Source organism: Pseudodesulfovibrio cashew (assembly GCF_009762795.1).
Lineage (GTDB): Bacteria > Desulfobacterota > Desulfovibrionia > Desulfovibrionales > Desulfovibrionaceae > Pseudodesulfovibrio > Pseudodesulfovibrio cashew.
Window position 1 is genome coordinate 3,095,404 of the sequence record NZ_CP046400.1, and the last position, 23,343, is coordinate 3,118,746.

24 protein-coding genes, 1 tRNA gene and 1 other RNA gene are annotated in these 23,343 nt (G+C 54.7%); 15 read left to right on the plus strand and 11 right to left on the minus strand.

All coding sequences use genetic code 11. From position 1 onward, the window contains the following. Positions 1–106: 106 nt before the first annotated feature. The gene (locus GM415_RS14095) at positions 107–1,825 is read left to right on the plus strand and encodes a hypothetical protein (protein WP_158949248.1); all 1,719 of its coding nucleotides are present in this window, start codon (positions 107–109) and stop codon (positions 1,823–1,825) included. Positions 1,826–1,868: 43 nt separating this feature from the next. Further along, the gene (gene gcvT / locus GM415_RS14100) at positions 1,869–2,954 is read left to right on the plus strand and encodes a glycine cleavage system aminomethyltransferase GcvT (RefSeq protein ID WP_158949250.1); all 1,086 of its coding nucleotides are present in this window, start codon (positions 1,869–1,871) and stop codon (positions 2,952–2,954) included. A 60-nt stretch (positions 2,955–3,014) separates the two neighbouring features. Here the strand turns inward: gcvT and GM415_RS14105 are convergent, their stop codons facing one another. After that, on the minus strand, positions 3,015–3,665 hold the full coding sequence (locus tag GM415_RS14105; RefSeq protein WP_158949252.1) for a lysophospholipid acyltransferase family protein: 651 nt from the start codon (positions 3,663–3,665) through the stop codon (positions 3,015–3,017). 161 nt (positions 3,666–3,826) lie between these two features. Between GM415_RS14105 and yedF the strand changes: the two genes are divergently transcribed. Further along, complete coding sequence (gene yedF, locus GM415_RS14110) at positions 3,827–4,447, plus strand: sulfurtransferase-like selenium metabolism protein YedF (RefSeq protein ID WP_158949254.1); 621 nt, start codon at positions 3,827–3,829, stop codon at positions 4,445–4,447. Between the two features lie 61 nt (positions 4,448–4,508). Next, complete coding sequence (locus GM415_RS14115; RefSeq protein ID WP_158949256.1) at positions 4,509–5,261, plus strand: pseudouridine synthase; 753 nt, start codon at positions 4,509–4,511, stop codon at positions 5,259–5,261. 3 nt (positions 5,262–5,264) lie between these two features. On the opposite strand, the gene lolA is transcribed toward GM415_RS14115, so the two are convergent. From lolA to GM415_RS14135, 4 genes are all read right to left on the minus strand, one after another. Then, positions 5,265–5,960: an outer membrane lipoprotein periplasmic chaperone LolA gene (gene lolA / locus GM415_RS14120; RefSeq protein ID WP_242012257.1), complete on the minus strand. Its 696-nt coding sequence runs from the start codon at positions 5,958–5,960 to the stop codon at positions 5,265–5,267. A gap of 13 nt (positions 5,961–5,973) precedes the next feature. Further along, positions 5,974–8,208: a DNA translocase FtsK gene (locus GM415_RS14125; protein WP_158949258.1), complete on the minus strand. Its 2,235-nt coding sequence runs from the start codon at positions 8,206–8,208 to the stop codon at positions 5,974–5,976. A gap of 87 nt (positions 8,209–8,295) precedes the next feature. Next, positions 8,296–8,853 (minus strand): elongation factor P, encoded by a 558-nt coding sequence (efp, locus tag GM415_RS14130; RefSeq protein ID WP_158949260.1) that lies wholly within the window; start codon positions 8,851–8,853, stop codon positions 8,296–8,298. A 44-nt stretch (positions 8,854–8,897) separates the two neighbouring features. Further along, positions 8,898–9,359, minus strand: coding sequence for a type II 3-dehydroquinate dehydratase (locus GM415_RS14135; RefSeq protein ID WP_158949262.1), 462 nt, complete (start codon positions 9,357–9,359; stop codon positions 8,898–8,900). A 102-nt stretch (positions 9,360–9,461) separates the two neighbouring features. Here GM415_RS14135 and yihA point away from each other — a divergent pair, with 102 nt between their 5' ends. Further along, complete coding sequence (yihA, locus tag GM415_RS14140) at positions 9,462–10,043, plus strand: ribosome biogenesis GTP-binding protein YihA/YsxC (protein WP_158949264.1); 582 nt, start codon at positions 9,462–9,464, stop codon at positions 10,041–10,043. A gap of 2 nt (positions 10,044–10,045) precedes the next feature. On the opposite strand, the gene GM415_RS14145 is transcribed toward yihA, so the two are convergent. From GM415_RS14145 to GM415_RS14155, 3 genes are read right to left on the minus strand one after another with little or no spacing between them, the layout of a single operon-like run. Continuing rightward, the gene (locus tag GM415_RS14145; protein WP_158949266.1) at positions 10,046–11,185 is read right to left on the minus strand and encodes an LptF/LptG family permease; all 1,140 of its coding nucleotides are present in this window, start codon (positions 11,183–11,185) and stop codon (positions 10,046–10,048) included. Next, complete coding sequence (lptF, locus tag GM415_RS14150) at positions 11,182–12,351, minus strand: LPS export ABC transporter permease LptF (RefSeq protein WP_158949268.1); 1,170 nt, start codon at positions 12,349–12,351, stop codon at positions 11,182–11,184. Before lptF ends, GM415_RS14145 begins: the two co-directional genes overlap by 4 nt. A 9-nt stretch (positions 12,352–12,360) precedes the next feature. Further along, positions 12,361–12,543: a hypothetical protein gene (locus GM415_RS14155; RefSeq protein WP_158949270.1), complete on the minus strand. Its 183-nt coding sequence runs from the start codon at positions 12,541–12,543 to the stop codon at positions 12,361–12,363. 124 nt (positions 12,544–12,667) lie between these two features. Here GM415_RS14155 and GM415_RS14160 point away from each other — a divergent pair, with 124 nt between their 5' ends. Together GM415_RS14160 and GM415_RS14165 are read left to right on the plus strand one after the other, a co-directional pair. Next, positions 12,668–13,459 carry an undecaprenyl-diphosphate phosphatase gene (locus GM415_RS14160; protein ID WP_158949272.1) on the plus strand — a complete coding sequence of 264 codons (792 nt, stop codon included), beginning with the start codon at positions 12,668–12,670 and terminating at the stop codon, positions 13,457–13,459. 92 nt (positions 13,460–13,551) lie between these two features. Then, a tRNA-Met gene (locus tag GM415_RS14165) sits at positions 13,552–13,628 on the plus strand. A 161-nt stretch (positions 13,629–13,789) separates the two neighbouring features. Here the strand turns inward: GM415_RS14165 and GM415_RS14170 are convergent. Then, entirely contained in the window at positions 13,790–14,392 is a 603-nt protein-coding gene (locus GM415_RS14170; protein ID WP_158949274.1) for a LysE family translocator, read from the minus strand. Between the two features lie 8 nt (positions 14,393–14,400). Further along, positions 14,401–15,177 carry an AraC family transcriptional regulator gene (locus GM415_RS14175; RefSeq protein ID WP_242012258.1) on the minus strand — a complete coding sequence of 259 codons (777 nt, stop codon included), beginning with the start codon at positions 15,175–15,177 and terminating at the stop codon, positions 14,401–14,403. A gap of 325 nt (positions 15,178–15,502) precedes the next feature. On the opposite strand from GM415_RS14175, the gene ssrA reads away from it, so the two are divergent. Then, positions 15,503–15,888: a transfer-messenger RNA gene (gene ssrA, locus GM415_RS14180) on the plus strand. 271 nt (positions 15,889–16,159) lie between these two features. Here ssrA and GM415_RS14185 read toward each other — a convergent pair. Continuing rightward, positions 16,160–16,786: a tetratricopeptide repeat protein gene (locus GM415_RS14185; protein ID WP_158949276.1), complete on the minus strand. Its 627-nt coding sequence runs from the start codon at positions 16,784–16,786 to the stop codon at positions 16,160–16,162. Positions 16,787–17,000: 214 nt separating this feature from the next. Between GM415_RS14185 and ileS the strand changes: the two genes are divergently transcribed. From ileS to GM415_RS14220, 7 genes are all read left to right on the plus strand, one after another. Further along, positions 17,001–19,817, plus strand: coding sequence for an isoleucine--tRNA ligase (gene ileS / locus GM415_RS14190; protein ID WP_158949278.1), 2,817 nt, complete (start codon positions 17,001–17,003; stop codon positions 19,815–19,817). A 6-nt stretch (positions 19,818–19,823) separates the two neighbouring features. Then, positions 19,824–20,309 (plus strand): signal peptidase II, encoded by a 486-nt coding sequence (gene lspA, locus GM415_RS14195; RefSeq protein WP_158949280.1) that lies wholly within the window; start codon positions 19,824–19,826, stop codon positions 20,307–20,309. A gap of 31 nt (positions 20,310–20,340) precedes the next feature. After that, on the plus strand, positions 20,341–20,568 hold the full coding sequence (locus GM415_RS14200) for a PLD nuclease N-terminal domain-containing protein (protein ID WP_158949282.1): 228 nt from the start codon (positions 20,341–20,343) through the stop codon (positions 20,566–20,568). After that, on the plus strand, positions 20,565–21,470 hold the full coding sequence (locus tag GM415_RS14205) for a tetratricopeptide repeat protein (RefSeq protein WP_158949284.1): 906 nt from the start codon (positions 20,565–20,567) through the stop codon (positions 21,468–21,470). The genes GM415_RS14200 and GM415_RS14205 overlap by 4 nt, the downstream gene beginning before the upstream one ends. Positions 21,471–21,533: 63 nt before the next feature. Further along, positions 21,534–21,971 carry an NIL domain-containing protein gene (locus GM415_RS14210; protein WP_158949286.1) on the plus strand — a complete coding sequence of 146 codons (438 nt, stop codon included), beginning with the start codon at positions 21,534–21,536 and terminating at the stop codon, positions 21,969–21,971. A 22-nt stretch (positions 21,972–21,993) separates the two neighbouring features. Beyond that, a complete protein-coding gene (locus GM415_RS14215) occupies positions 21,994–22,512 on the plus strand; it encodes a PilZ domain-containing protein (RefSeq protein ID WP_158949288.1) in 519 nt (172 codons plus the stop codon). 24 nt (positions 22,513–22,536) lie between these two features. Continuing rightward, a complete protein-coding gene (locus GM415_RS14220) occupies positions 22,537–23,274 on the plus strand; it encodes a protein phosphatase CheZ (protein ID WP_158949290.1) in 738 nt (245 codons plus the stop codon). Positions 23,275–23,343: the final 69 nt, after the last annotated feature.

Sequence of the window (23,343 nt, forward strand, 5' to 3'; positions counted from 1 at the left end):
ACCGGGCAAATCCGTTGAATTTCACGCCGGATGGGTATATGAATTTATGATTGCGGCATAGCCGCTTAGACCACTGTTATCATCACAAGATCACCGGCAGGAATTCATGTGGAAGAAAGCGTTCAGCAAAGCTCCGGGCTTCAAGAAATACGGCAGGAGGAATTCCCCCTCTCCCGAGCTGAGAACCCTTGAGGAACTCAAGGAATTTCTGGACTTCAGTCATATCAAATATTGCCTGCTCAAGCCCTATTTCGAGGTGAAGGATTATCCGTTGGTGGAAGCCAGGGAACTCCTACCCTCCTTTGAGGTGGATCTGTATGAATACAAGGCTCTGCCCGGTATGAGCCTCGTCGCCTTCGAACGTCAGCTTAATTCCTTCCAGGAGGTCTTCCAGTTCGACGCCCTGCACGCCCTGTCGGACTGGGAAGGCATGCTCAGCCAGGACTCGTGTATCGTCGAGGACAACGCCATTCAGACCAACCTGCGCACGTTCCAGAGTCGCCTGCCGAAACGTCACCATCCGGATTTTTTCAAGGCGTATGACAGCGCGGATATCACCAACATGAAGAACTACCCGAAGCTGCTGTCCTTCCTGCTTGAACTGGAGCGCGCTCATGTGCTGGCGCACGATAGCGCAGGGCAGTTCACCCTGCGCGGGATATATTCCTCTCTGCCCTCCAATCTGGACAGCGAACTCAAGCAGTTTGGCCTGAAGATAGGCAAGTTCCGCCCCGGGGACAGCCTCATGTACGAATGCAACCGCCTGTTTGTTTACCAGTTCATGATGGAGTTGCATGGTTTCCCCATTGTTTCTGAGCGGCGCACCTCTTCAGCCATGTTCGCCATTCGTCTGTTACGGTCCGGGGAGCGTTTCATAGTCCGTGTTTTGGGACAGAGCGACCGCACCATCACCACATTGATGACACCGCCGGAAAGCAGACCCAAGCCATTCAAGAAATATCCACGAGTGGAAAAGATGGCCCTTGTCCAAGTCAATGAAAACCAGAAGGACGCCATCGCTTTCTTCAATGAGAATGGGTATTTCGTTGATAAGAAAAAACGGGTTGTCATTCTCCGTGTGACCTACCAGCAGCATGAATACAGCCCCAAGAACGTGCGAGAGGATCGTGCCCTTTCCGTGTTGCGTCAGGAGGTCATCCACCCCATCACGGGCGAGATCATGGATAATGTCAATATTATCCAGAATGTCCAGAACATGATCCTCAGGCTCAACGACATCGTGCGCGGCGAATACCGGATTGCCATAAATTACAAACGCAATGAGATCATCAGCAGCACGGAAACACACGAAAATCGTCTGAAGGTGCTCTACTCCTGGCTCTCCAAACACATGCATCGGATCGTGGATTATTCTGATGAGTATTACTCTCAGGTGGTGAAGGTTTTGGACGGATATCTTCTCGCTCCAGACAATTACGATATTTTCAATGAACACTATCTGCTGCATCAGGAAGTCTGGTCTCGTTACAGCCAGATTCAACAGGCGAGAAAGGTACGGATCCTTGAAGATCTTCGTTATCGGAAGTACAAGGGCGAGCCGATCTCCTATGGACGCATGCTGGAGCTCATGACCGAAATCCTGAGTGAACTCAAATTTGAAATAGTAAATTATTTCGATAAGCTGGTCGTAAAAGTCCTGATCATAGGCAACGACGTGATCTCAGACCCGTATTTACAGCGGCAATATGTGAACGTGGATGAAGCCACCCTTTCCCCCTATGGTAGAAAGATTCACTCCCTTTACAACCAACTGGCCCAACTGCTCGATGAATTCCGCTTCATCAGAAAGTCCAGGACCACATAAACCTAAGGTTTAAAGCCTTTTTTACAAGAATTCAGGAGGATACATGACAAGTCTAGAGATAACCCCATTAACGCAATGGCACCGGGACAACGGCGCCAAGATGGCTCCCTTCGCCGGTTTCGACATGCCGGTACAGTACAAGGGCATCATGGTTGAACATAAGCACACCCGCTCCCACGCCGGGGTCTTCGACATTTGCCACATGGGTGAATTCGCACTTGTCGGCGCTGGTGCAAAAGACGCCTTGAACAAGATAATCACCCATGACCTTGAAACACTTGCCCCTGGCAAATGTCGATACGGATTTTTGCTCAATGAAACCGGTGGGATCATCGACGACCTGATCGTCTACTGCACGGCCGAAGATGAGTACATGCTCGTGGTCAACGGCGCGTGCCGGGAAAAGGATTTCAAGCAGATCAAGGCCAATCTTCCCGAATCGGTCCTGCTCACGGACATCAGCGATCAGACGGCAAAGATCGACCTTCAGGGCCCCGACTCTCTCGACGTCGTAAACGAGCTCATGGGAGCATCTTGGAATCATTTGAAATACTTCAATTTCGAAACGACGAACACCCTCGGCTTCTCCATGATCATCAGCCGAACCGGCTACACGGGTGAACTGGGCTACGAACTCTACCTCCCTTCCGACAAGGCGTTGGAAATCTGGGAAAAGCTTGTGGCGGACGAACGTGTGGAGCCGGTCGGACTCGGTGCACGCGACACCCTGCGCCTGGAAATAGGCTATCCCTTGTATGGCCAGGACCTGGATGACGTCCACACTCCCGAAGAGGCCGGTGCCGGATTTTTCCTGAAAAAGGAGACGGACTACATAGGAAAGAGCGGTCTGGGCAACGCCAAAGTATCTCTGATTCCTCTGACCATCGAAGGCCGACGGACAGCCCGCCACCACGACGAGGTCCTGCTCGCCTCGGGTGAAAAAACCGGCGTGGTCACCAGTGGCTCCTTTGCCCCCAGTTTGGGGCACTGCATTGCCCTTGCCTATGTCAGGAAGGAAGATGCGGACAACGAAACCTTCATCATCAAGACCGCCCGCGCGGAATTGGAAGCAAAAAAGACCGGTCTGCCGTTCTTCAAGGATGGCACGGCACGAAAAAAAGTTGATTAACAAAAAAAGGGACGCTTCGGCGTCCCTTTTTTTAGCATTATCCTATTGAACTTCCATTTTTTATTCGTGATCACGACCCAGCTCGCGCATGCGCGCCTCAAGCCTTTTCCGCTCCCCCGCCATGACTTCGGGATTAAGCTTCTCACGGGTCACCTCCATTGGTTCCCCCAAACAGATGCGACATTTGGTAAATGGCATTGGTAACACAAATTTATCCCACGAATTGAAAATCTTGGCACGTTTGGGGAATGCCCGCAATGGGACGATGACTCCCTTCACACGCTGAGCCAGAAAAATGACCCCATCCTTGGACTTGTGACGCGGACCACGCGGGCCGTCCAGGGTAATGACCCCGATACGATTCTCTTTTTCCATTATCCGCTTTGCCTTGAGCAATGCCCGTACTCCGCCCCGGGAACTGGATCCGCGGACAGTCACATGGCCCAACCGTTCGATGACTCTGGCGATAACCTCACCATCCTTGCTCTGGCTCACAAAGGTGACCAAACGGTCGCATCTGGAGTAACCAAAAGCGGTGGCCGGGAATAATTCGCCGTGCCACAAGCCAAGGATCAGTGGTTTTGCCTGTCTATTCAAGGCAAGAAAGCCGTCCCAGTCACCATCGATTTCATAACGAATCGACCGAGCCCACAGTTTGAATAGGAAGGCGATGAACGGAGCGAGGCAAGCGGGATCAAAGGGTATTTTCATGATAGTCCGAATGGCGTTTTTTCCCTTCATAGCCGCAGTGCCGAAACAGGGCAAGATGCAATGTGCATTGGCGTGGACGTTTTGTGCCCAACCGTGGATAGATCCTTTCTATTTGACCCTTTGATCGCACCTATGCTTCAAATTGATGCAAGGAGAAACGTATGACACAGATTCAGCTTGAATGCCAAGGGCTTCCCTGCCCTCAACCGGTTCTGAAATGCAAGTCGGCCATCGAAAATGACGCGCCGGACGAACTGATCATTATAGTGGACAACGACGCCGCCAAGGAAAATGTGAGCCGTTTTCTGAAAACACGCGGATACGACGTCCAGGTTGAGAACCGAGGTTCCGATTTTGCTGTAATCGGCAAGCGGATATCTACGGACGGCGACGAATGTGAAGTCTGCAAGGTCATGAGCGAAGCGGAAATCAGCAATGTCGGGCAGGAGAAAATCCTGGTCTTCATTCCCACTGAAGTCATGGGAACGGGCGACGACGAACTGGGCGCCAAGCTCATGACCAATTTCCTGCTGACACTGAAGGAGCTGGGCCCGGACCTGTGGCGAATCGTCATGGTCAACGCAGGAGTCAAACTGACCGTACCAGGCAACCCCTGCATGGAGGTGCTCAAGGAACTGGAGGAAAACGGCGTCTCCATCCTCGTCTGTGGAACCTGTCTGGAGTTCTTCGGCCTCTCCGACACGTTCCAGGTAGGCAACATGACCAACATGCTCGACGTGGTCACCAGCTTCCAGCTTGCCAGCAAAACCATTCGCGTCTAAGACATGATCATCCGGCGCGGGGCGGACTCCCCTGCCCTGCGCCTATTTCACAGGATGGATCATGCCGCAGGAAACTTCACTCATTCGTCTCAACAAATTCATAGCCCAATCCGGTATAGCCTCCAGGCGAGGTGCCGATGATCTTGTTTTCGCCGGCAAGGTTACAGTCAACGGCGTCACAGCCGATTCCCCGGGCATCAAGGTCGATCCGGCCAAAGACAAAGTTGCGGTAAACGGGCAGTTGATCGGTACCGGCGGAGGCAAGGACATCACTCTCATACTGCACAAGCCGGTAGAAGTGGTGACCACAGCGAGCGATCCTCAGGGACGGACAACCGTCCTCGATCTTCTGCCCAAGAAAATCAAGGAGATGCGCCCATTCCCTGTGGGACGTCTAGATTTTTTTTCCGAAGGCCTTTTGCTGCTGACCACGGACGGCGATCTTTGCTACCGACTCACCCACCCGAAATACCACCTGCCTAAAGTCTATAGAGTGACTGTCCGAGGCAATGTAACCGATGGAATTCTCAAGAAGATGCGTTCCGGCATGACTCTGGAGGATGGAGAAAGGCTCGCCCCGGTCAAAGTGGTCGCGGAAAAACCCGTAGCCGGGACCCAGACGCTTGAAATGACGCTCATCCAGGGAGTCAATCGTCAGATTCGACGAATGTGCCAGGAGAGCGGACTGACCATTCTGCGCCTGCACAGGGTCAAACAGGGACCGGTGGCCTTGGGTGACCTTAAGCGGGGCCAGTGGCGCGAATTGACGCCAGCAGAACTGAACGCCCTGAAAAAGGCGGTCAAGCTGCGCTAGGCCCTAAAATCCTTGGGTGTTGTCTTCGATATGGACGTTTTTGGGTGGAGTGAACGTGAACATCTCCGCTCCCAACTTCACATCCAGGGCGACGTCGGACAGCCTGACCTCATTGCCGTTTCCATAGAAATCCACGATCATCACCTGACGCAGCAGCCCGGTGTCAGGCTCTACGCCAACATAGGCCAGGACCATACCCGGCTCCGGCTCCTTGGGCACCAGTTGCAGCACTGTGAATCCTTTTCCCCATTTGGATCGAACCTTGTCGGCGCCCTGCCATTCGGTTTTGACCACGAAATCTTCCTTGATGTTGGCCTTGCCGGAAATGAAACGAAGAATAGTCTTGGAGTCCAACAGCCCGGCAACGCTGTACTTGATGGCCACCTCTTCATCTTCGATATAATCCCAGGCGGCATCCGGGCCGACGATGAGCAACTCCTTCTCCGGATCGGTAGTCTCCCAACGCACCTGAGAGGGCTGCCTGAACCATATGCGCCCCTTGCGCAACTGGACTTCGCCACTGGCCACGTTAGTCAGCTCCTGAACAAAATCTGCCCGAAATGTTTTCAAAGACTCGTACCGTTGCTGGATAAGGTCGGGTATATCTTCGGTCGCAATGGGATCGGCCGCCTGGCAGGTCATGACGAAAAAAGTGATCAACACGGCGGTGATGAACAACGTCGCAATATTTTTCAACATCAGGGAACTCCTGTTATTTCTTGATAAGGACCTTGCGCGGCTTGCTGCCGTCCTGAGGGCCGATAATCCCTTCCTGCTCCATCTGCTCGATGTAGCGGGCCGCACGGTTGAAACCTATACGGAATTGCCGCTGCAAAAGGGAAATGGACACTTTGCCCTGGTTTAGCACGAATTGTACCGCTTCGTCATACACGGGATCGTCAGACTGACCGGGCTGGCCGGAACCGCCCGGGCCGTCATCTTTCTTCCAGTCAGTGAAGTCCAGATCGAAATTCTGGGGCACGTTCTCTTCCCAGAATTTGACGACCTGCGCAATTTCCGTCTCATCCACGTACGCTCCGTGCATGCGCTTGAGCTTGCCGCCGCTGGGCTTGAAGAGCATATCTCCCTTGCCGAGCAACCGCTCCGCGCCTACGGCATCTAGAATGGTTCTGGAATCGAATTTGGAAGTGACAAAGAAGGAAATACGCGTGGGGAAGTTGGCCTTGATCAGGCCGGTGACCACGTCGACGCTGGGTCGCTGGGTTGCCAGGATCATGTGAATGCCAGCAGCGCGCGCCAACTGCGCCAGCCGCACGATGCATTGCTCCACATCCTTTGCCGCGGTCATCATCAAATCCGCGAGCTCATCGATGATGATCACGAGATACGGCATCACTTTGTAGCTCTCACACCCTTCCGGAAGATTGTCGCCCAGATCCTCGAGCTTATTGTTGTAGCCCTCGATGTTGCGTACCCCGAGTTTGGCCATCTTCTTGTAGCGGCAATCCATTTCGAAGACCGCCCACTCCAGGGCGGACTTGGCCAGGCTCATCTCGGTGACCACCGGATGAACCAGATGCGGCAAGGTGGCATACGGAGCCAGTTCGATGCGTTTGGGATCGACCAGAAGCAGCTTAACCCGGTCCGGCCCGGCCTTGTAGAGCAGGCTGAGCAAAAAACCGTTGATGCCCACGGACTTACCCGCGCCGGTGGCGCCCGCCACCAGCAGGTGCGGCATCTTGGCCAGGTCCGCGATGCGGTTTTCGCCGTGCAGGTCTTTGCCCAGTGCAAGGGTCAACGGCGACTTGCTCTTGTTGAATTCCTTGGATTCAAGAACCTCCCGCAAGTACACAATCTCGCGATCGATGTTTGGAATCTCGATGCCGACGCTGTCCTTGCCCGGAATCGGTGCCTCGATGCGTACGGATTCGGCCCTCAAGGCCAAAGCAATATCGTCAGTCAGATTCTCGATCTTGCTGACCTTGATGCCGGGTGCGGGCTTGAATTCGAACATGGTCACCACGGGGCCGGGAACCACGCGCTGGATTTCACCCTGTATCTTGAAATCGTTCAGACATTCCTTGAGCCTGTCAGCCAGAGGTTGCAATACCTCCGGCGTCTGGGTGGTATGCTGTTCCGGCGGTAGGGTTAACAGTTCCGTGCCAGGCAACTCCCCGTTACTTGAAGACACTGCGGCCTTGGGCGCGGGCTTGTTCTTCGTCTTTTTCTTTGGCTTGGGCAGGCTTTTCTTGTTCTCCGGTTCCCCGGCATCAAGATCAATGAACTGAAGCCCCAATTCTTCTTCGCTTTCTTCCGCTTCCGCCTCGCCATCGGCTTTGCGCGCGGCTTTCTTCGCAGCTTTGGCCTCCCGTTTCTCCCTTCGGAGAATGGCGCGCTCGGAAGCTCCCTCTTGATAGAGAGCCCACCATCCAAGCAGGCGTGACCATACGGAAGTCCAAGTGAAGCCCATGGCCATCTGGAAGGAAACAATGGACACAAAAGCCCACACCAGAAATGCCCCCAGGGGACGCAGATACGGCAGAGTGAACCGGGAGATGATGTCCCGGCCCAAGAACCCCCCGCCTATCAATCCGTAGGCGTCCGGCGGGACGTTACTCAACCAGGGATGGGTGGCCCAGGCCTCGAAGGCGATAAACAAACCGCAAAGACCGATCCAGCGTGAAGCTGAGAGGCTCATTCTGGACACGAAGCGCGAAAGGCCGAGATAGAGGAAATAAAAAGGCCAGACCATGGCCCCAAGACCAAATATTTCCACAAGAAAACCGGCACAATAGGAACCAGCCAGCCCCACGACGTTCTGAACCGGCCACCCCGGGGATACAGCCTGGTTGAAGCTTGGGTCCTTGGGATGGAACGACAGGAGACTCAAGAAGAGAAAGGCTGACAGGAAGAGCAGGAAGATGCCGGCAATTTCCCTGCCGCGCCCCTTCCGCACCGTTACCGCCGTGGTTTTCCTTTGTGCCATTAAATCCTCATTAGGAAAAAAGGTCCCGGACGGCAAGCCATCCATGGACCTTTTTACGCAACTTTCACAACGAGTTGCAAGTCAAGTTTATTCCCGGCCCAGGTAGCCGCCGCTACGCGTATCGACCTTAATGATGTCCCCTTCGTTGATGAAAAGCGGGACCTGAACCACAAGGCCGGTTTCCATGGTGGCGGGCTTGGTGGCGTTGGACACGCGGTCGCCCTGAACGCCGGGGTCGGTCTGGGCTACGCTCAGGCTGACGTTGGCGGGAAGATCAACGCCGATCAGTTCTCCATTGTACAACAACACCTTTACGGTGTCGCCTTCCTTGATGTAGCCGCCCTTTTCGCCTACGGCGTCACCGGGAACATTCATCTGCTCATAGGTTTCCAGGTCCATGAAGACGAAATCGGTGCCATCCTTGTAAATGAACTGCTGCTCGACCACGGCCATGTCGGGCTTTTTGACCTTCTCACCGGAGCGGAAAGTCTTGTCGAGCACCTGGCCGGTCTTGAGCTGACGGAGCTTTGTCCGAACCATGGCTCCGCCCTTACCCGGCTTGAAATGCTGAAATTCAACTATTTCAAACGGTTTATCATCAATTTCAATTTTCAGGCCTGTCCTGAAATCTTTGGTGGATATCATATATTCTCTCCAATGCGTTACCCCGGACACGCCGGGCGTTTTTTCTACTTGCCGGTGAGGTGCGCGTGGAGCGCCTGAACACCGAGGGCATAACTCAGAATCCCGAATCCGGCAATGACGCCGATGCACTGACCGCCCATGATGGACTGTTGGCGCAGGGGTTGGCCCGTGCGCGCCCAGATGTTGCTGATATGCACTTCCACGCAGGGAATGCCTATCCAGGCCAGGCAATCGGCAATGGCCAGGCTGGTGTGGGTGTAAGCCCCGGCGTTGAAAACCACGCCGTCCACACCCTCTTCCCTGGCCCGCTCCAGCCGGTCAATGAGCGCGCCCTCGCTGTTGGACTGAAAGTGGACGATATCAATAGCATCAGCGGCGTCACCCATAAGCCCCTTGACGATCTCGGGCATGTCCTCCATGGTCCTGGAACCGTAGATTTCCGGCTGGCGCTTGCCTATGTGTCCCAAATTCGGACCGTTGAGCATCAAAATGGTTAGTCTGGACATGGTATTCCTCTCGGGTTGGTCCTATGCCGCCTTGACGCACAGGCGTAAATCGAGAACACTGACGGGCTCTCTTCACCTGCAACACGAAAACGGTGATTCTTCATGAACAGAACCATTGAGTTAATCAAAACAATATACGAAATCAAGCAGCTTGAGGACTTCGAAGAGCCTCAGATTGCCCTGGCAGGCCGCTCAAACGTGGGCAAATCCTCGCTTATCAACTGCTTGGCGGGTCGCAAGGGACTCGCTAAAATCAGTTCCAAACCGGGCAAAACCCGCAGCCTCAACTACTATCGGGTTGAACCGGACGGCTTCTTTCTCGTGGACCTGCCGGGCTACGGTTATGCCAAGTGTTCCAAGGCGGAACGCGCCAAATGGGCCAAGCTCATCGAGGCCTATATTCAGGGAAACACACAGCTTAAGGCCGTGGCCGTGCTCCTCGACTCCCGTCTGACCCCGCAGAAACTCGACCTGGAGCTGACCTCCTACCTGAAGAGCCTTGGCATTCCGGTCATCCCAGTCCTGACCAAATCGGACAAACCGAAACAACGCGACCGGGCCAAAATTCAAAACCAGTGGAAGGATATCCTGCAACAGGACAAGGCACCGCTCTGTTTTTCGAGCAAGACGGGCATGGGTGAAGCCAAGCTCTGGGACATCCTGGCAGCCCACGCGGCCCTGTAGCGTCAGGAACGGGCCACCCTAAGGCCCGACATCCACTCCCTGAGAGAGGACTGGAAGCCCGGCAGGCTTACCCAGGCCAGTCGCACGGAGGCCAAGCCACCCATGACGATGTTTCCCATCCATGCAGCGATAAAGGGCGGTAGCACGCCCTTCTCCCCTGCCGTGACGCCCACCACGTGGATTCCGTACTGGACGAAGATCAGGATCAATGAAAGCCCGATGTTGGCGTAGATGTTCTCCGAAAAGGTCGCCAGGGTCAGTGCCAGCAACGCCATGACTGCGATGGAGAAGGCGTAGGACCATTTGCCATGCCACGCTGTCTTGAGAATCTCCACGTTGGACCCGGATTCTTCAAGCTTCTTGATCGCCTTGGATAACTCAAGCAGGGGCAGTTGCGCCTTGTCACCTTTGAGTTCCACCGCAGCGTACGCCTTCAGGTTCTGGCGCACGGATAAAAATTGAGAGAGTCGTTTCACTGAAACGAAGGTCCGGGTGTCCAACTCCTGAACATCCAGCAACCCCCAGCCATTATCGTCGATAAGTGCTTTTTTTGCCTTGAGAATGCGGATCAACTCCTGGCTGTCAGTGGCAAACTCGTACACCGTGATGTCCGTGGCCCTGCTCTTGGCCGGGAACGCCTCCTTGGCAAGCACGATGAACGGTCCGTCACGAAACCAAAGGTCGTTGATCTTCAACTCGTCGAGCTGTTTCTTTCGAACCTCTTCCTTCCAGATCCGATTGGCCTCGACCTCGCCGAACACGCCGAGGAATTGAGAAAAGACCAATTGGCCCATGCTCCAGACAACCGCGTAGAAAACGAAAAAGCGGATGAACCAGGCAAAGGACACGCCCCCCGCACGCAGGGCCAGCATCTCTTTACTTCGCGTCAACACCCCCAACTGCACGACCATGGCCAACAGGAAAATGGCGGGCATAAGTTGAGAGACGATGAGCGGTATCTTGACGAAAAAATAGAATAAGATGGTATCAGCGCCGAGTCCGGCCCGGATAAAGTCATCCAGCCTGTCAAACACGTCGGAGAGCAGATAAATGCAGGTTCCGACCGAGAGGCAGATGGCCATGAGATAGATATTCTGCCTGATAAGATACCGGCTCAGCACGCCGATGCCGAAGGCGCTCATGCTTCGGCCCTCCTCAGTCTCCCCCGCAGGTGGGCGATCCAGTCGACGATGGGCAACGTCCGCTCTTCATTGGCGAACTTTATGCCCACGACCGCAACGAAAATATAGAGAATATTGGGAGCCCACATACCGTACAGGGGCGGAATGCTGCCGGCCTCACCCATGGAAACGCCGATGGAGAACATCGAATAATATACCAGGAACAGCCCCATGGAGAGCACAAGTCCGTACTGTTGCTTCAATCCCCTGAATACATAGGCGATAGGGATGGCGAACATGCCAAGAATCAGGCAGCCCAACGGCAAGGTCAGCCGCTTGAAGTACTCGGTATCCACCTTACGCTGAAAACGCGGGGTCTGCGAAGGTCCCTTGCTGGGGTCCCGTCTGATTTCACTAAGCCTGGAAAAGGTCATATCCTTGGCTTTCTGCTCCGTGAAGTTGAACCCACCCAACAATTCTCCCAGGTCGAGTCTGACAGAATAGGTATTGAACTTCAATACGTTGAGCTCATCTCCATCCTGCCTGAATATCTTTCCCCGGTTAAAGACGATTTTCACTTCCGCCGTCTTCGGCGAGGATATGATCCGGGCTTCAGGCGCAACGACCACAACGGATGCGCCCTGGGTCGATTGATCGCGGACAAAGGCAAACTTCAGTATTCCCTTCTCGTTGTCGACCTGATGAGCATAAAAGGTCAGCCCAGGGAATTCTTTATTGAATACACCTGGTTGAAGAGAGAACTTGGAGTGGGTCCTCGCGAATTCATAAAGCTTCACTTTAAACATATCCATACCCCAGGCCAATCCCCAGAAGGATATGAAAAAGGTAAACAGAGTACAAAGGGCGCAGAATGCCACGGGCGCGGGCAACATCTTGTATAGGCTCACCCCGTTGGCCTTGAGAGCCGTGAGTTCGTTGTCCGTACTCATGCGCAGGAACGTCAGGAATACACTGAGCATGGTGGAGATGGGCATAACCAACAGCAGGAAAAACGGAGTCAGGAAAAAGAATAATTGCAGGATGTTGAAGAAACCGATGTTCTGGGAAAGAAACAGCGTCCTCAACTGGAGCATGCGGCCTATAAGAATGAGGCCGAGCAGACAGGAAACCGTCAAGCCGAACAGCTTGCACAGTTCCAGAAATATCTGACGATGGAGCAGTTTCACCGCGCTGGTTTAATCCTGTTTTTCCTTGTAAAAACGCGAAAGGAACTCGCAGTCCTTGGGGCAGAGATTGAAACGGACCGCCGCTTCTTCGAGCAATTTGGGCATTTGCCTGTCTGGAGCTTCTTCCAGTTGTTCACTGATCCAGGCTATGGCTTTGCGCGTCAGTTCGCTCTGCGGCATGATGGTGGTCATGGGTATTCTCCCTTGCGATTGAGTCCGATCAACGCAGAACTACACCACCTTCCGAGGGGTTGCAAGATACGGTTTCCTGGAGTAGCCCTCATCGGGATAGTATCATCATCAACAAGAGGTCACTATGACATCATGGTACGTGGCGGTCATCCTCGGCATCGTCGAGGGGCTGACTGAATTCCTTCCTGTTTCCAGCACTGGACACCTCATCCTGGCAAACCACCTGCTCGGCTTCACCGGGCCCAAGGCCGAGACGTTTGACATCGTCATCCAACTCGGCGCCATCCTGGCCGTGGTCGTCCTCTACTTCGAGCGATTTGTGGGCCTGTTCAAAACAGACCCGGACCGCCGCTTTTCCGGCCCCTACGGATTGTGGCTGCTCTTCCTGACGTCGCTCCCGGCGTCGGTGGTAGGCCTGTTGGCCCACCATGCCATCAAGACCTACCTCTTCGGTCCGTTCACCGTGGCCTGCGCCCTGGCCGTGGGCGCGGTCATGATCTTTATTGTCGAAGGCATGCCCAAACGGGAAAAGACCACCTCCCTGGATGAGGTAACGCCCCTGCTCGCCTTCGGCATCGGCTGCTTCCAATGCCTGGCCCTCTGGCCGGGATTTTCGCGCTCGGCCGCTACCATTATGGGCGGCATGCTGCTTGGCGCCAGGCGCACCGTTGCCGCCGAATACTCATTCATCGCCGCAGTTCCGATCATGTTTGCGGCAACGGGCTACGACTTCCTCAAGAGCTACGAACTGTTCGCCACTGACGACCTGATCTTCCTGGCCATCGGCTTCGGCGTCTCCTTCGTCTCCGCCTGGCTGGCGGTCAAAGGGTTTATCTACCTGTTGGGCAAACTCACCCTACGACCCTTTGCTGTATACCGTTTGGCCCTGGTTCCATTGATCTTCCTGTTTTTGTAATTGAAATCCGAATTTGCACTTTTCCACTTTTTCCCCTTGCCAAGCAGAGGCAGACAGTCTATAGACATCTCCGCTTCGGCGAAAACAACCGTGGCGAGGTAGCTCAGTTGGTCAGAGCATGCGGCTCATATCCGCAGAGTCGGAGGTTCAAGTCCTCTCCTCGCTACCAAGAACTCAAACGAAGGTCCGTAAAATCATACAGATTTTACGGACCTTCTTCTTTTTTTACTCCGCACCTCTGTGCGTCTGGCTTCAAATGCCAAAACGCCCGGTGACAAGACCGGGCGAGCAATCAGGGAAAAGACTATCGAAGAGTTTTTCGCAGGTCGGCTAGAACAGAACAGGGACGATATACCGCCACGCCATATCAATGGCAACGGCGACAAGCATCACTCCCATGGCGATGTTGAAATACTTGAAACAAGACGCATTCTCTACATATCTAGCGGCTGTCGTCCCGAAAGCCGCATAAGCGAGCGGTGCTCCAAATCCGAGGAGGCTGAGGCCGAGCGCCCATACAGCGATCTGCCCCCCTACGATGCCCGCTGCCGGGAATTGAACCGCTGCCACCGGAAGGACAACCATGAATGTTTTAGGGTTCAACAGTTGCAGCAGTAGCCCGTCCCGGTATGAAAGCGAGAAGGCACTCCCGCCGTTGCCCGTTACATCTGTATGCGACGAAAGTATTTTATAGGCCAAATACAAAGTGAAAAGGACCCCCATCGCACTAATATAGGGAAGAGCAGCCTCATTCACGATAGCACTCCCTGCATATCCCACCAGAAGAAACCAGAAAAACATGGAGGTTGCCACCCCCAGTGAAAACGGAACGACAGACATGAATTTCTTCTGCACGCCGGTGTTGAGGCTCAGGATGTTGACGGGGCCGGGAGTATACATCACTCCCACCGAGAAAAGCAGAATGCCGATCACTTGTTGCCTCACTTATTCAATTGATATTGGTATTGCCTGGGTGTGATGCCGTATGACCGCTTAAAATGGCGGTTCATGTGGCTCACATCAAAGAAACCGAACTGCTGGGCGATATCCGTGGGAAGCCCTCCGGCCTTGAGGGCCTCTCTCACCCGGTTGATCCTGTGATTGAGGATATATTGATGTGGTGTGAGGCCGAACTGGCTTCGAAACAGACGGATGAAATGGAACTTCGAGATGTTGGCCACCTGACTGAGGTCATCGATTGAAATGTCCTCAACGATGTTGTCGTGGATAAAATCCCGAGCTTTCAACAGCAGCGAATCCCTATCTCCTTTCCACGAATCAGGATAAAAAATCCCCATTCTCTGGGTAAGTCGCTTTGCTATCTCATAGAGGCATTGTTCACTCTCCAGTGCGGAGAGCTGGTTATTGCTTACGAGATGGGTCAAACGCAGGATCATGGAACTCAGAACGGCATCGGAAAAATTGGTTTCGTGATTCTGCAGTTCCACGTTTTCAACTGTTGCGGCACTTGCCAGAAGCAGCTGAAAATCAGATGGATCAACGTAAAACATCGTATATTTCAACGCGTCGCTGTTTCCGGGATGGCCGTTGTGCACATCCCCAGGGTTGAAAAAGATGATGTTTCCAGGGCGACTCCGGAAGCGGCAACCATTGAAGGAGAAATCCTGAAGTCCCTCAAGGGTGACGCCGAGAGCGTACTCCTCATGCGCGTGATTGGCGTAGGAAAAATCCGCCATGACAGCATTGAGAACAGTCATATTGACGGAACTCTTAAGGTTCATGAATTGAAAATCATTCTGTCTGGTTGGTTCCATTTTTCTCACCCACTCCGCATAAACAATTAGCCTGGCCTCAAAGGGAAAGCTTGGACAAAATTGCTCGATTTACGATTCCCTCCCCCGTCCCCCCCCTGTAGGGGCTGATTCAATCAAGTCAAGCGGCCAATACCAGCACCAGGATGCTCGACAGGCTCATTCGTTGCTGCCTTCGAAAAGCCGAAGCCAATTCCCGATTTTCCTTCTTCAGGACTTGCCAAACCGGATAGACGCCATATATAGGTTCTGTCCGAATTGTTCTTTGAAAGGGGGCGCACTGGTTTCGACGGGGATAGTTGAAGCCAAGGCCGCAGGTCGAGGTTGGTCGATGGCCTCGTAAAAATCGACCACAAAGATAATTGCCAACGACAATTACGATTACGCAATGGCTGCTTAATTGCAGAGTTGCTACCTGACAGCTTAGCATGTCACGATTCCCCCGCTGACGCCTTATAGGCGGAAGGAATCGTCAAACTATAGGGCTAGCCACATACGTTTGTTCTTTGCCTATGTCGCGAAACTCATAAAAGGACTAGTCGGATGGCCGTCTGGCCCGGAGCAATCCATCCGGCGAATTTTCATTCCGGACCTAAACCTGTAGACGTCTTCGCGGATCGTTCTCGGACGGGAGTTCGACTCTCCCCGCCTCCACCATTACAGTATGATAACTGTATCCCAACTAAAAATCGGTTCATGGCATGCCAAGTACCGGGCTGACACCAAGCCCCTTGGCATAGTATAGTCATGGGCCTTTTTTTGTTTCATTTCCCAATTGCGAAGCAACAGGAAGCTGAAGACAACAAAAGGCCTCCAGTCGCTCGAAAGCACACCTCCAGAAAACAAGAGGCGCTGTCGACCGTCTCCCAAAAGACATCGGCCCACTAACTTTGGCGGGCCCATCTCTCCTCTACTGACCGATCACGAATTACTTGCCTTCCATCTCCCGCACCAGTTCGGCCACAGGTCGCCCGCCCGGGGTTTTGGCCTGCGGGTCTATGGACAGGACTTCCTTCCATACCTTGAGCGCGTTGGCGCGGTCGTTGAGGTCATGCAGATAGACAATACCCATATTGAAGCGGGAAACCACGTGCTTCGGGTCCAATGACGCCGCATGGCGGAAGGCATCGACCGCCTTGTCGAATTGCTTGGTCCGGCGATACATGACGCCCAGATCGGACCAAACGCCCACGTTGTTGGGCCTGAGTTCCAGAGACCGCTCATAGGCTGCCACGGCCTTGGTCGGCAGATCGTTGTCGAAACAATAGTGCCCCAACTGCGCCCAGGCGTTGGCGTCCGTCGGGTTGGCTTTGGCAATGCCTTCAAGCTCCGCCAAACGTCCCGAATCCACAGCCGGAGCAGCAGGTTGGCTGCTCGTTGTCTGCACCTGCCGCACACCCTGCGACGGCGTGTTGGCCATATATAACATGGTAATGGTGTTGCCGATGAAGCATCCGGCGAGCAGGGCAAGGACAACAAGCAGGTAACACGACGATTTCTTGATGTAGTTTTCCTTGAGATCTTCCATCTCTCGTTCTCTTTTGTGTACGCCCATGAGGCCTCCTGTAAATGGGGTTTCTCGCCATTGAAGCGTGAGGCCCTGATCGTAACAAAACCCTTGCCGCCAGGCCAGCGGCAACATGCACCGTTTATGCGCAAAAATGGCGCAAGCCTTGACTTCCTGACTGGCTTATAACAATGTACCTCGATTCATTCGAGCCGATACAAATCATCATGGAAATATATTTTCGCGGAGGACGTTGACACCCATGAGCGACTATAAAAAGACCCTGCTCCTGCCCAAGACCCAATTCCCCATGAAGGCCAACCTCAAGCAGCGCGAGCCCGAGATGCTCAAGTTCTGGGAAGAGACCAAGGCCTATGACGCCATGGTCTCGGCCGGCGACCCGGACGACATGTATGTCCTCCACGACGGTCCCCCTTACGCCAATGGGCATATTCACATGGGCACCGCCCTGAACAAGGTCCTCAAGGATATCGTGGTCAAATCCCGCAACATGCAGGGCCAGCAGGCGCAGTACGTGCCGGGCTGGGACTGCCACGGCCTGCCCATCGAACACAAGGTGGAGCAGGAACTCAAGAAGAAGAAAAAGGAACTGGACACTCTGACCATCCGCAAGATCTGCCGTTCCTACGCGGCCAAGTGGCTGGACACCCAGCGCAAGGAGTTCAAGCGGCTGGGAGTACTCGGTGTCTGGGAAGACCCGTACATGACCATGAAGCCCGAATACGAAGCGGCGACCGCCCGCGAACTGGGCCGGTTCATGGAAAACGACGGCGTGGTACGCGGCAAGAAGCCCATCTACTGGTGCTGCGACTGCCGCACCGCCCTGGCCGAGGCCGAAGTCGAATACGAGGACCACTCCTCTCCGTCCATCTACGTCCGCTTCCCCATGGCCGACGAGAATTTCAAGAAGTTGGCGGACATCGACGTCTCCCGGCTATACATCGCAATCTGGACCACCACCCCCTGGACCATTCCGGACAACATGGCCGTGGCCGTGCATCCGGACTTCGACTACGTGCTGGTCAAGACCGGTGGGGACTACTACGTCCTGGCAGAAGGCCTGCTTGAGGAATGCGCGGGGAAATTCGGCTGGGACGCTCCCGAGACCGTGGCCACCTTCAAGGGCGCTGAACTGGAAAACCTGAAGGCGAAGCACCCCATCTACGACCGTGAGTCGCCGGTGGTTCTGGCCGACTACGTCACGCTCGAGACCGGCACCGGCTGCGTCCACACCGCACCCGGCCATGGCCGCGAGGACTTCGAGACCGGCATCCGTTACGGCCTGGAAGTATACTCCCCCATGAACGATCGGGGGGAATTCCTCCCGGAAGTGGAGTTTTTCGCGGGACTCAATGTCTGGGAAGCCAATCCCAAGGTCATTGAAAAGCTGACGGAACTGGGCAACCTGCTCGCCAGCGAAGAAATTTCCCACTCCTACCCCCATTGCTGGCGCTGCAAAGAGCCTGTCATTTTCCGCGCCACCACCCAGTGGTTCATCGGCATGGACGAGAACGACCTGCGCAAGCGCGCCCTGAACCACATCCGCAAGGACGTGCAGTGGGTCCCCTCCTGGGGTGAGGAACGCATCTACAACATGGTCGCGAACCGCCCCGACTGGTGCATCTCCCGCCAGCGCAACTGGGGCGTGCCCATCTCCGCTCTCATCTGCGAAGATTGCGACGAGACCTGGTTCGACGCGAAGTGGGTCTATGACATCTGTGAGAAGTACGCGGCCCACGAGACCGGTTGCGACTATTGGTTCGAGGCTCCCATCGAAGAGTTGGTGCCCGAGGGACTGACCTGTCCCAAGTGCGGCGGCACCCACTGGAAGCGAGAGACGGACATCCTCGACGTCTGGTTCGACTCCGGCACCTCTTATGCCGCCGTGGTCGAGCAGCGAAAGGAAACCCGCTTCCCCGCCGACCTGTATCTCGAAGGCTCCGACCAACATCGCGGCTGGTTCCACTCCTCCCTGCTCGCCTCGGTGGGTACGCGCAACACGCCGCCCTACAAGACCGTGCTCACCCACGGCTACGTGGTGGACGCCGAAGGACGCAAAATGTCCAAGTCCATCGGCAACGTCCTCGCGCCCCAGGAGATCATCGACAAGTTCGGCGCCGAGATCCTGCGCATGTGGGTCTCTGCCTCCAACTATCAGGAAGACATTCGCATCTCGGACGAGACCCTGAACCGGTTGGTGGACGCCTACCGGCGTATCCGCAACACCTGCCGCTATCTGCTGTCAAACCTCAATGACTTCGATCCGGCGAACAAGGTGTCCGTGAGCGACATGCTGCCCCTGGACCGCTACGCGCTGGACATGGTAGCGCGCCATCACGAATCCATCCGCAAGGCGTACCGCAATTTCGAATTCCATAAGGTCTACCACACGCTGCACAACCTGTGCGTGGTCGACCTCTCCGCCTTCTACCTCGACATCATCAAAGATCGGCTCTACGTCGAGGAGGAAAACGGCCTCAAACGCCGTTCCGCCCAGACAGTGCTCTGGCAGGTTCTGCTCATGCTCCTCGAAGACATGGCCCCGGTCCTCTCTTTCACTGCGGAGGAGGCCTTCCAGAACCTGCCCGAGGCCATCAAGGCGGCTCTGGACCAGGACGAGACCGTGTTCGCCCTGCGTTTCTCCCCGGACGAAACCGGATTGAGCGACGACGAGCGCGCCCGTTGGGAACAGCTCGCCGAGATTCGCGGCGAGGTGAACAAGGCTATCGAGCCCAAGCGCAAGGATCGGGTCATCGGCAAGTCCCTCGACGCCGAGGTTACCCTCTACACCACCAAGACGGTTCGTGAACTGGTTGCTTCTGAAGACCTTGACGCCATGGAATTCTTCATCGTTTCCAAGGTGATCCTGGCCGACATCGCCGATGCTCCCGACGACGCCTTTGTCGCGGAAGAGGTCGCGGACCTCAAGGTCGGCGTAAAAGCTGCAACCGGCGAAAAATGCGAGCGCTGCTGGAGAATCAGCGAAGACCTGGGCACGGACCCGGCGTACGCCGATGCCTGTCCGCGTTGTACGGCGGTGCTCAAGACCCTGGATTAGGGAACCATGAACCGCTACCTGTTGGCGACCATCTGGACGGTGGCCGTGGTCGTGATCGACCAGGCCACCAAGCTATGGGTTTCCTCGACCATGAAGGTCTGGACGGGCAAAGCCGTCATTCCCGGCCTCTTCAACCTGGTCCATTATCTGAACAGGGGCGCGGCCTGGGGCTTTCTCGGCAGCGACGCCATCGATTGGCAGCGCCCGATGTTTATCATCATAACTCTCGTAGCCCTCGGATTCATCGGCTACATGCTAAAGACCACCTGCCCTTCGGACAAGTGGATGATCCACGGCCTCGGCCTCATCGCGGGAGGCGCAGTGGGCAACCTCATCGACCGTGTCCGGCTGGGCGTGGTCGTGGACTTTCTCGACTTTTACGTGGGCTCTTCCCATTGGCCCGCATTCAACGTGGCGGACTCCGCCCTGACCGTGGGCGCGGGATGCATCCTGCTGTCCATGTACATAAACCGGAACCGGAGCAAGGCGTAACCCCCCTTTCCGGAACCAAGGAGTGTAGACGATGTTTGCAGATTTTTCGGCACTGACCACCCAGCAGTGGATAATCATCATCGCGATCGTGACGGCCTGCTTCTCCTTTTCCGCATGGTCCATCCTCGATGCCTGGAAACGGGATTTCGAGTCCACCAATGAAAAAGTACTCTGGATGCAAATCTGTATTTTTGTTCCAATTCTCGGCTCGCTGGCGTATCTTTTCCTGGGAAAAAACCGAGGGAGTAAAAGAATATGAAGAAAATAATAAAAGATTCTAGCATAGTTACCATCGTTCTTGCGATGACGATTCTCGCCGGTTGTGTTACCAGCAGCGACATGCAAACCCTCCAGATCGAGCGAAGGCAGGACCTGAACCGGATAAAGCAGCTTGAAGCCGAACTTGAGGAATCCAAGCAACTTCTCAAGGAAGAAATAGAAAAGTCGCAGTCGCCGGTTCGCCAGCGTACGGCCGACATGTGGGCCGAGCTGCAGTCTCTGCGCAAGGACTTGGCCACGGTGCGTGGCGATTTGGACACGCTGAATCTGCGACTGGACCGGCAAGTTGGTGCCTCCAATTCCACCCGCAGCCTGAGTGGCCTGGAAGAACGTATTGATGAAATCGACTTCATCCTGGAAAATCAGCTCCAGGTCGACATGGGCAAGGCACGTGGGGAACGGGCTGCGGCATTGGCTGCACCCGTCGCCGCCGAAAACACCGCTGCCAGCCCTACTCCTGCAACTGAGACCAAGTCCGAAGAAACGGCCACTCCGGCAGTGGAGACAGACCCGGCCAAAGCGCTCTACGACAAGGCCTACGCCCTCTACAAGCAGGGACAGTATGAAAAGGCTCGCTCCTACTGGGCCGAATTCACTGACACGTTCAAGAACCATTCTTTCTCAGCCAGCGCCGTTTTCTGGCAGGGCCAGTGCTACTTCAAACTGAAGGACTATGCCCGATCCGCCATCCTGTTTGAAGACGTCATTGAAAAATACAAGAAGAGTTCAAAATACAAATCCGCTCTGCTCAAGGCCGGTTACTGCTGGAACTATCTTGGCAAGCCCGAGCTGGCCAAGATGCGGATGAATGAAATCGTCGAAAAATTTCCCAAGTCCGTGGAAGCCACGCAGGCCAAACGTTTCCTGGAGAAAGCAAAATAATAACACTCATGGGGTTGCCGACCGGCAGCCCCCATGCAATACTCTGGTAAATCAGGATATCCAATGAAAGAAGTCATCAAGGGTTTCAGAAAAATTGTCTACCTCTCTTTCCCGCCGGAAGCGTCGGGACGTCCAGTCATATGTAATCTCACCCGGCTCTTCGACCTCAATTTCAACATCCTCAAGGCGGACATCAGCCCGAGACATCTTGGCTCGATGACTCTTGAAGTCTCCGGAATGGAAGAAGATTTCCATAAAGGCATCAGCTATCTCAAGGAAAATGGCATCAGGATCACCCCGGTGGCCCACAAGATTTTCCGTAACGAGGAGTCCTGTGTCCACTGCGGACTGTGTACTGCGATGTGCCCCACGGATGCCCTGAGCCTGGAGATGAGCACCCGCAAGGTGATCTTCGATGTGGAGAAGTGTTCTGCCTGCGGTATGTGCACCCGCATCTGTCCGGTCAAGGCCATGACCCTGGACCTGGACGAAAACAAATAACTCCTTGCCGGAGGGAGCTGGCATGAGTGACGAAAAACGGACCTTCTCACGAGTCGACGTCAGGCTTAAGGGGTATGCCCGAGCCATGAACTCCCTTGATTCGCCTCCGCTCTTCACCAGCGGCGCCGTAGTGGAGAAAAGAAACTTTGACCAGCTCTTCCGAAGCAGCAAGCTGCCGGAGGATTTGGCAACTTTTCTTTCGGAGATGGACCGCAAGCTGGACAGCATCCTCGGCATTCTCAGCAAAGACCAGATCAAAAGCGATTTCCCTCTTGATATTGAAATAAGGGAAATTTCCGCTGCAGGAGTCAAATTCCGCTCCAAAATCCCACTCTCGGTGGACGACACCTTGGAAATGGTCATCAACTTGAGCCAGATTCCCCTGACAATGGCGAGCTCCAAAGGACGCATTCGCGGCTTCGACAAGGAGACCGAGCTCTACCGTTTCGAATTCATAGATATTCGGGGAGCCGACCTCGAGGCCATTGTTCAATTCGTTTTTCAGAAGCAACGCGAGGAAATTCGCAACTCCAAACTCTAATCCGCGCCACTTCAGGAGCAATCCATGACCGCCAATGATGAACTCGTCCGGGAAATAATGGAGCGTATCACCACTGACCTCGGTGACCGACTCAAGGACTCGATCTCCGCAGCCGTGGAGAGGGAAATTATCGACAATCTTTCCCAATCACTTCTCGAGGGCGAATTCTACCGCCGCGTCAACAAAGACCTCCAGGAAGGCCTCAAGCAGATTTACCAGGAGGTCAAGGCGGCCAGAGGCGGCCGGGAGCGCAAGTCAATTACTGCTGAAATCGACCCGGAGGAGCTGTTCAGCGAAACTTCAGACCAGCTTGACGCGGTACTCCAGACTACAGAGAAAGCTGCCGTTGACATCATCGACATTGTCGAAAAACTGCAGGAGCTTCAGGGTTCAGTCGCTAAAATAGTCAAGGGATTCGAATCCGGCGGCGTGACCAAGGCCGACCGCGAAAAGCTCAAGGAAATCAATGAAACCCTGGGCAACGACCTTTCCACCATCATGGTCACCCTGAGCTTCCAGGATCTCACCGGACAGCGCATCAAGATCATCATCAATTCCATCCGGCAGGTGGAAAACATCGTCCGCGAAGTCATCTTGTCCACCGGATTGATGATCAAACAGCGCGAAGCCGAGCCGGAAAAGGACATCGACACCCTGTCGGTGGACGCCAAGTCCGCAGCCTCTTCCAAACTAGCCGGTCCTTCAGCCGACACCAACCAGGACAACGTGGACGACCTGCTCGCCTCACTCGGGCTGGACTAAGCTACTACGATCAATTGTCAAAAAGGCCCGCTATCCTTGAGGATAGCGGGCCTTTTTGACTTAAAAAAC

Excerpts from the sequence above, each read along its gene's own strand:
- ileS (WP_158949278.1), top strand. The coding sequence starts at position 17,001 with ATGAGCGACTATAAAAAGACCCTGCTCCTGCCCAAGACCCAATTCCCC.
- GM415_RS14200 (WP_158949282.1), top strand. The coding sequence starts at position 20,341 with ATGTTTGCAGATTTTTCGGCACTGACCACCCAGCAGTGGATAATCATC.
- GM415_RS14220 (WP_158949290.1), top strand. The coding sequence starts at position 22,537 with ATGACCGCCAATGATGAACTCGTCCGGGAAATAATGGAGCGTATCACC.
- GM415_RS14095 (WP_158949248.1), top strand. The coding sequence starts at position 107 with ATGTGGAAGAAAGCGTTCAGCAAAGCTCCGGGCTTCAAGAAATACGGC.
- GM415_RS14205 (WP_158949284.1), top strand. The coding sequence starts at position 20,565 with ATGAAGAAAATAATAAAAGATTCTAGCATAGTTACCATCGTTCTTGCG.
- GM415_RS14175 (WP_242012258.1), bottom strand. The coding sequence starts at position 15,177 with ATGACTGTTCTCAATGCTGTCATGGCGGATTTTTCCTACGCCAATCAC.
- GM415_RS14185 (WP_158949276.1), bottom strand. The coding sequence starts at position 16,786 with ATGGGCGTACACAAAAGAGAACGAGAGATGGAAGATCTCAAGGAAAAC.
- GM415_RS14115 (WP_158949256.1), top strand. The coding sequence starts at position 4,509 with ATGCCGCAGGAAACTTCACTCATTCGTCTCAACAAATTCATAGCCCAA.
- GM415_RS14125 (WP_158949258.1), bottom strand. The coding sequence starts at position 8,208 with ATGGCACAAAGGAAAACCACGGCGGTAACGGTGCGGAAGGGGCGCGGC.
- GM415_RS14215 (WP_158949288.1), top strand. The coding sequence starts at position 21,994 with ATGAGTGACGAAAAACGGACCTTCTCACGAGTCGACGTCAGGCTTAAG.
- GM415_RS14135 (WP_158949262.1), bottom strand. The coding sequence starts at position 9,359 with ATGTCCAGACTAACCATTTTGATGCTCAACGGTCCGAATTTGGGACAC.
- lspA (WP_158949280.1), top strand. The coding sequence starts at position 19,824 with ATGAACCGCTACCTGTTGGCGACCATCTGGACGGTGGCCGTGGTCGTG.
- efp (WP_158949260.1), bottom strand. The coding sequence starts at position 8,853 with ATGATATCCACCAAAGATTTCAGGACAGGCCTGAAAATTGAAATTGAT.
- GM415_RS14105 (WP_158949252.1), bottom strand. The coding sequence starts at position 3,665 with ATGAAAATACCCTTTGATCCCGCTTGCCTCGCTCCGTTCATCGCCTTC.
- GM415_RS14160 (WP_158949272.1), top strand. The coding sequence starts at position 12,668 with ATGACATCATGGTACGTGGCGGTCATCCTCGGCATCGTCGAGGGGCTG.
- GM415_RS14155 (WP_158949270.1), bottom strand. The coding sequence starts at position 12,543 with ATGACCACCATCATGCCGCAGAGCGAACTGACGCGCAAAGCCATAGCC.
- lolA (WP_242012257.1), bottom strand. The coding sequence starts at position 5,960 with ATGTTGAAAAATATTGCGACGTTGTTCATCACCGCCGTGTTGATCACT.
- yihA (WP_158949264.1), top strand. The coding sequence starts at position 9,462 with ATGAACAGAACCATTGAGTTAATCAAAACAATATACGAAATCAAGCAG.
- gcvT (WP_158949250.1), top strand. The coding sequence starts at position 1,869 with ATGACAAGTCTAGAGATAACCCCATTAACGCAATGGCACCGGGACAAC.
- yedF (WP_158949254.1), top strand. The coding sequence starts at position 3,827 with ATGACACAGATTCAGCTTGAATGCCAAGGGCTTCCCTGCCCTCAACCG.
- GM415_RS14210 (WP_158949286.1), top strand. The coding sequence starts at position 21,534 with ATGAAAGAAGTCATCAAGGGTTTCAGAAAAATTGTCTACCTCTCTTTC.
- GM415_RS14145 (WP_158949266.1), bottom strand. The coding sequence starts at position 11,185 with ATGAGCGCCTTCGGCATCGGCGTGCTGAGCCGGTATCTTATCAGGCAG.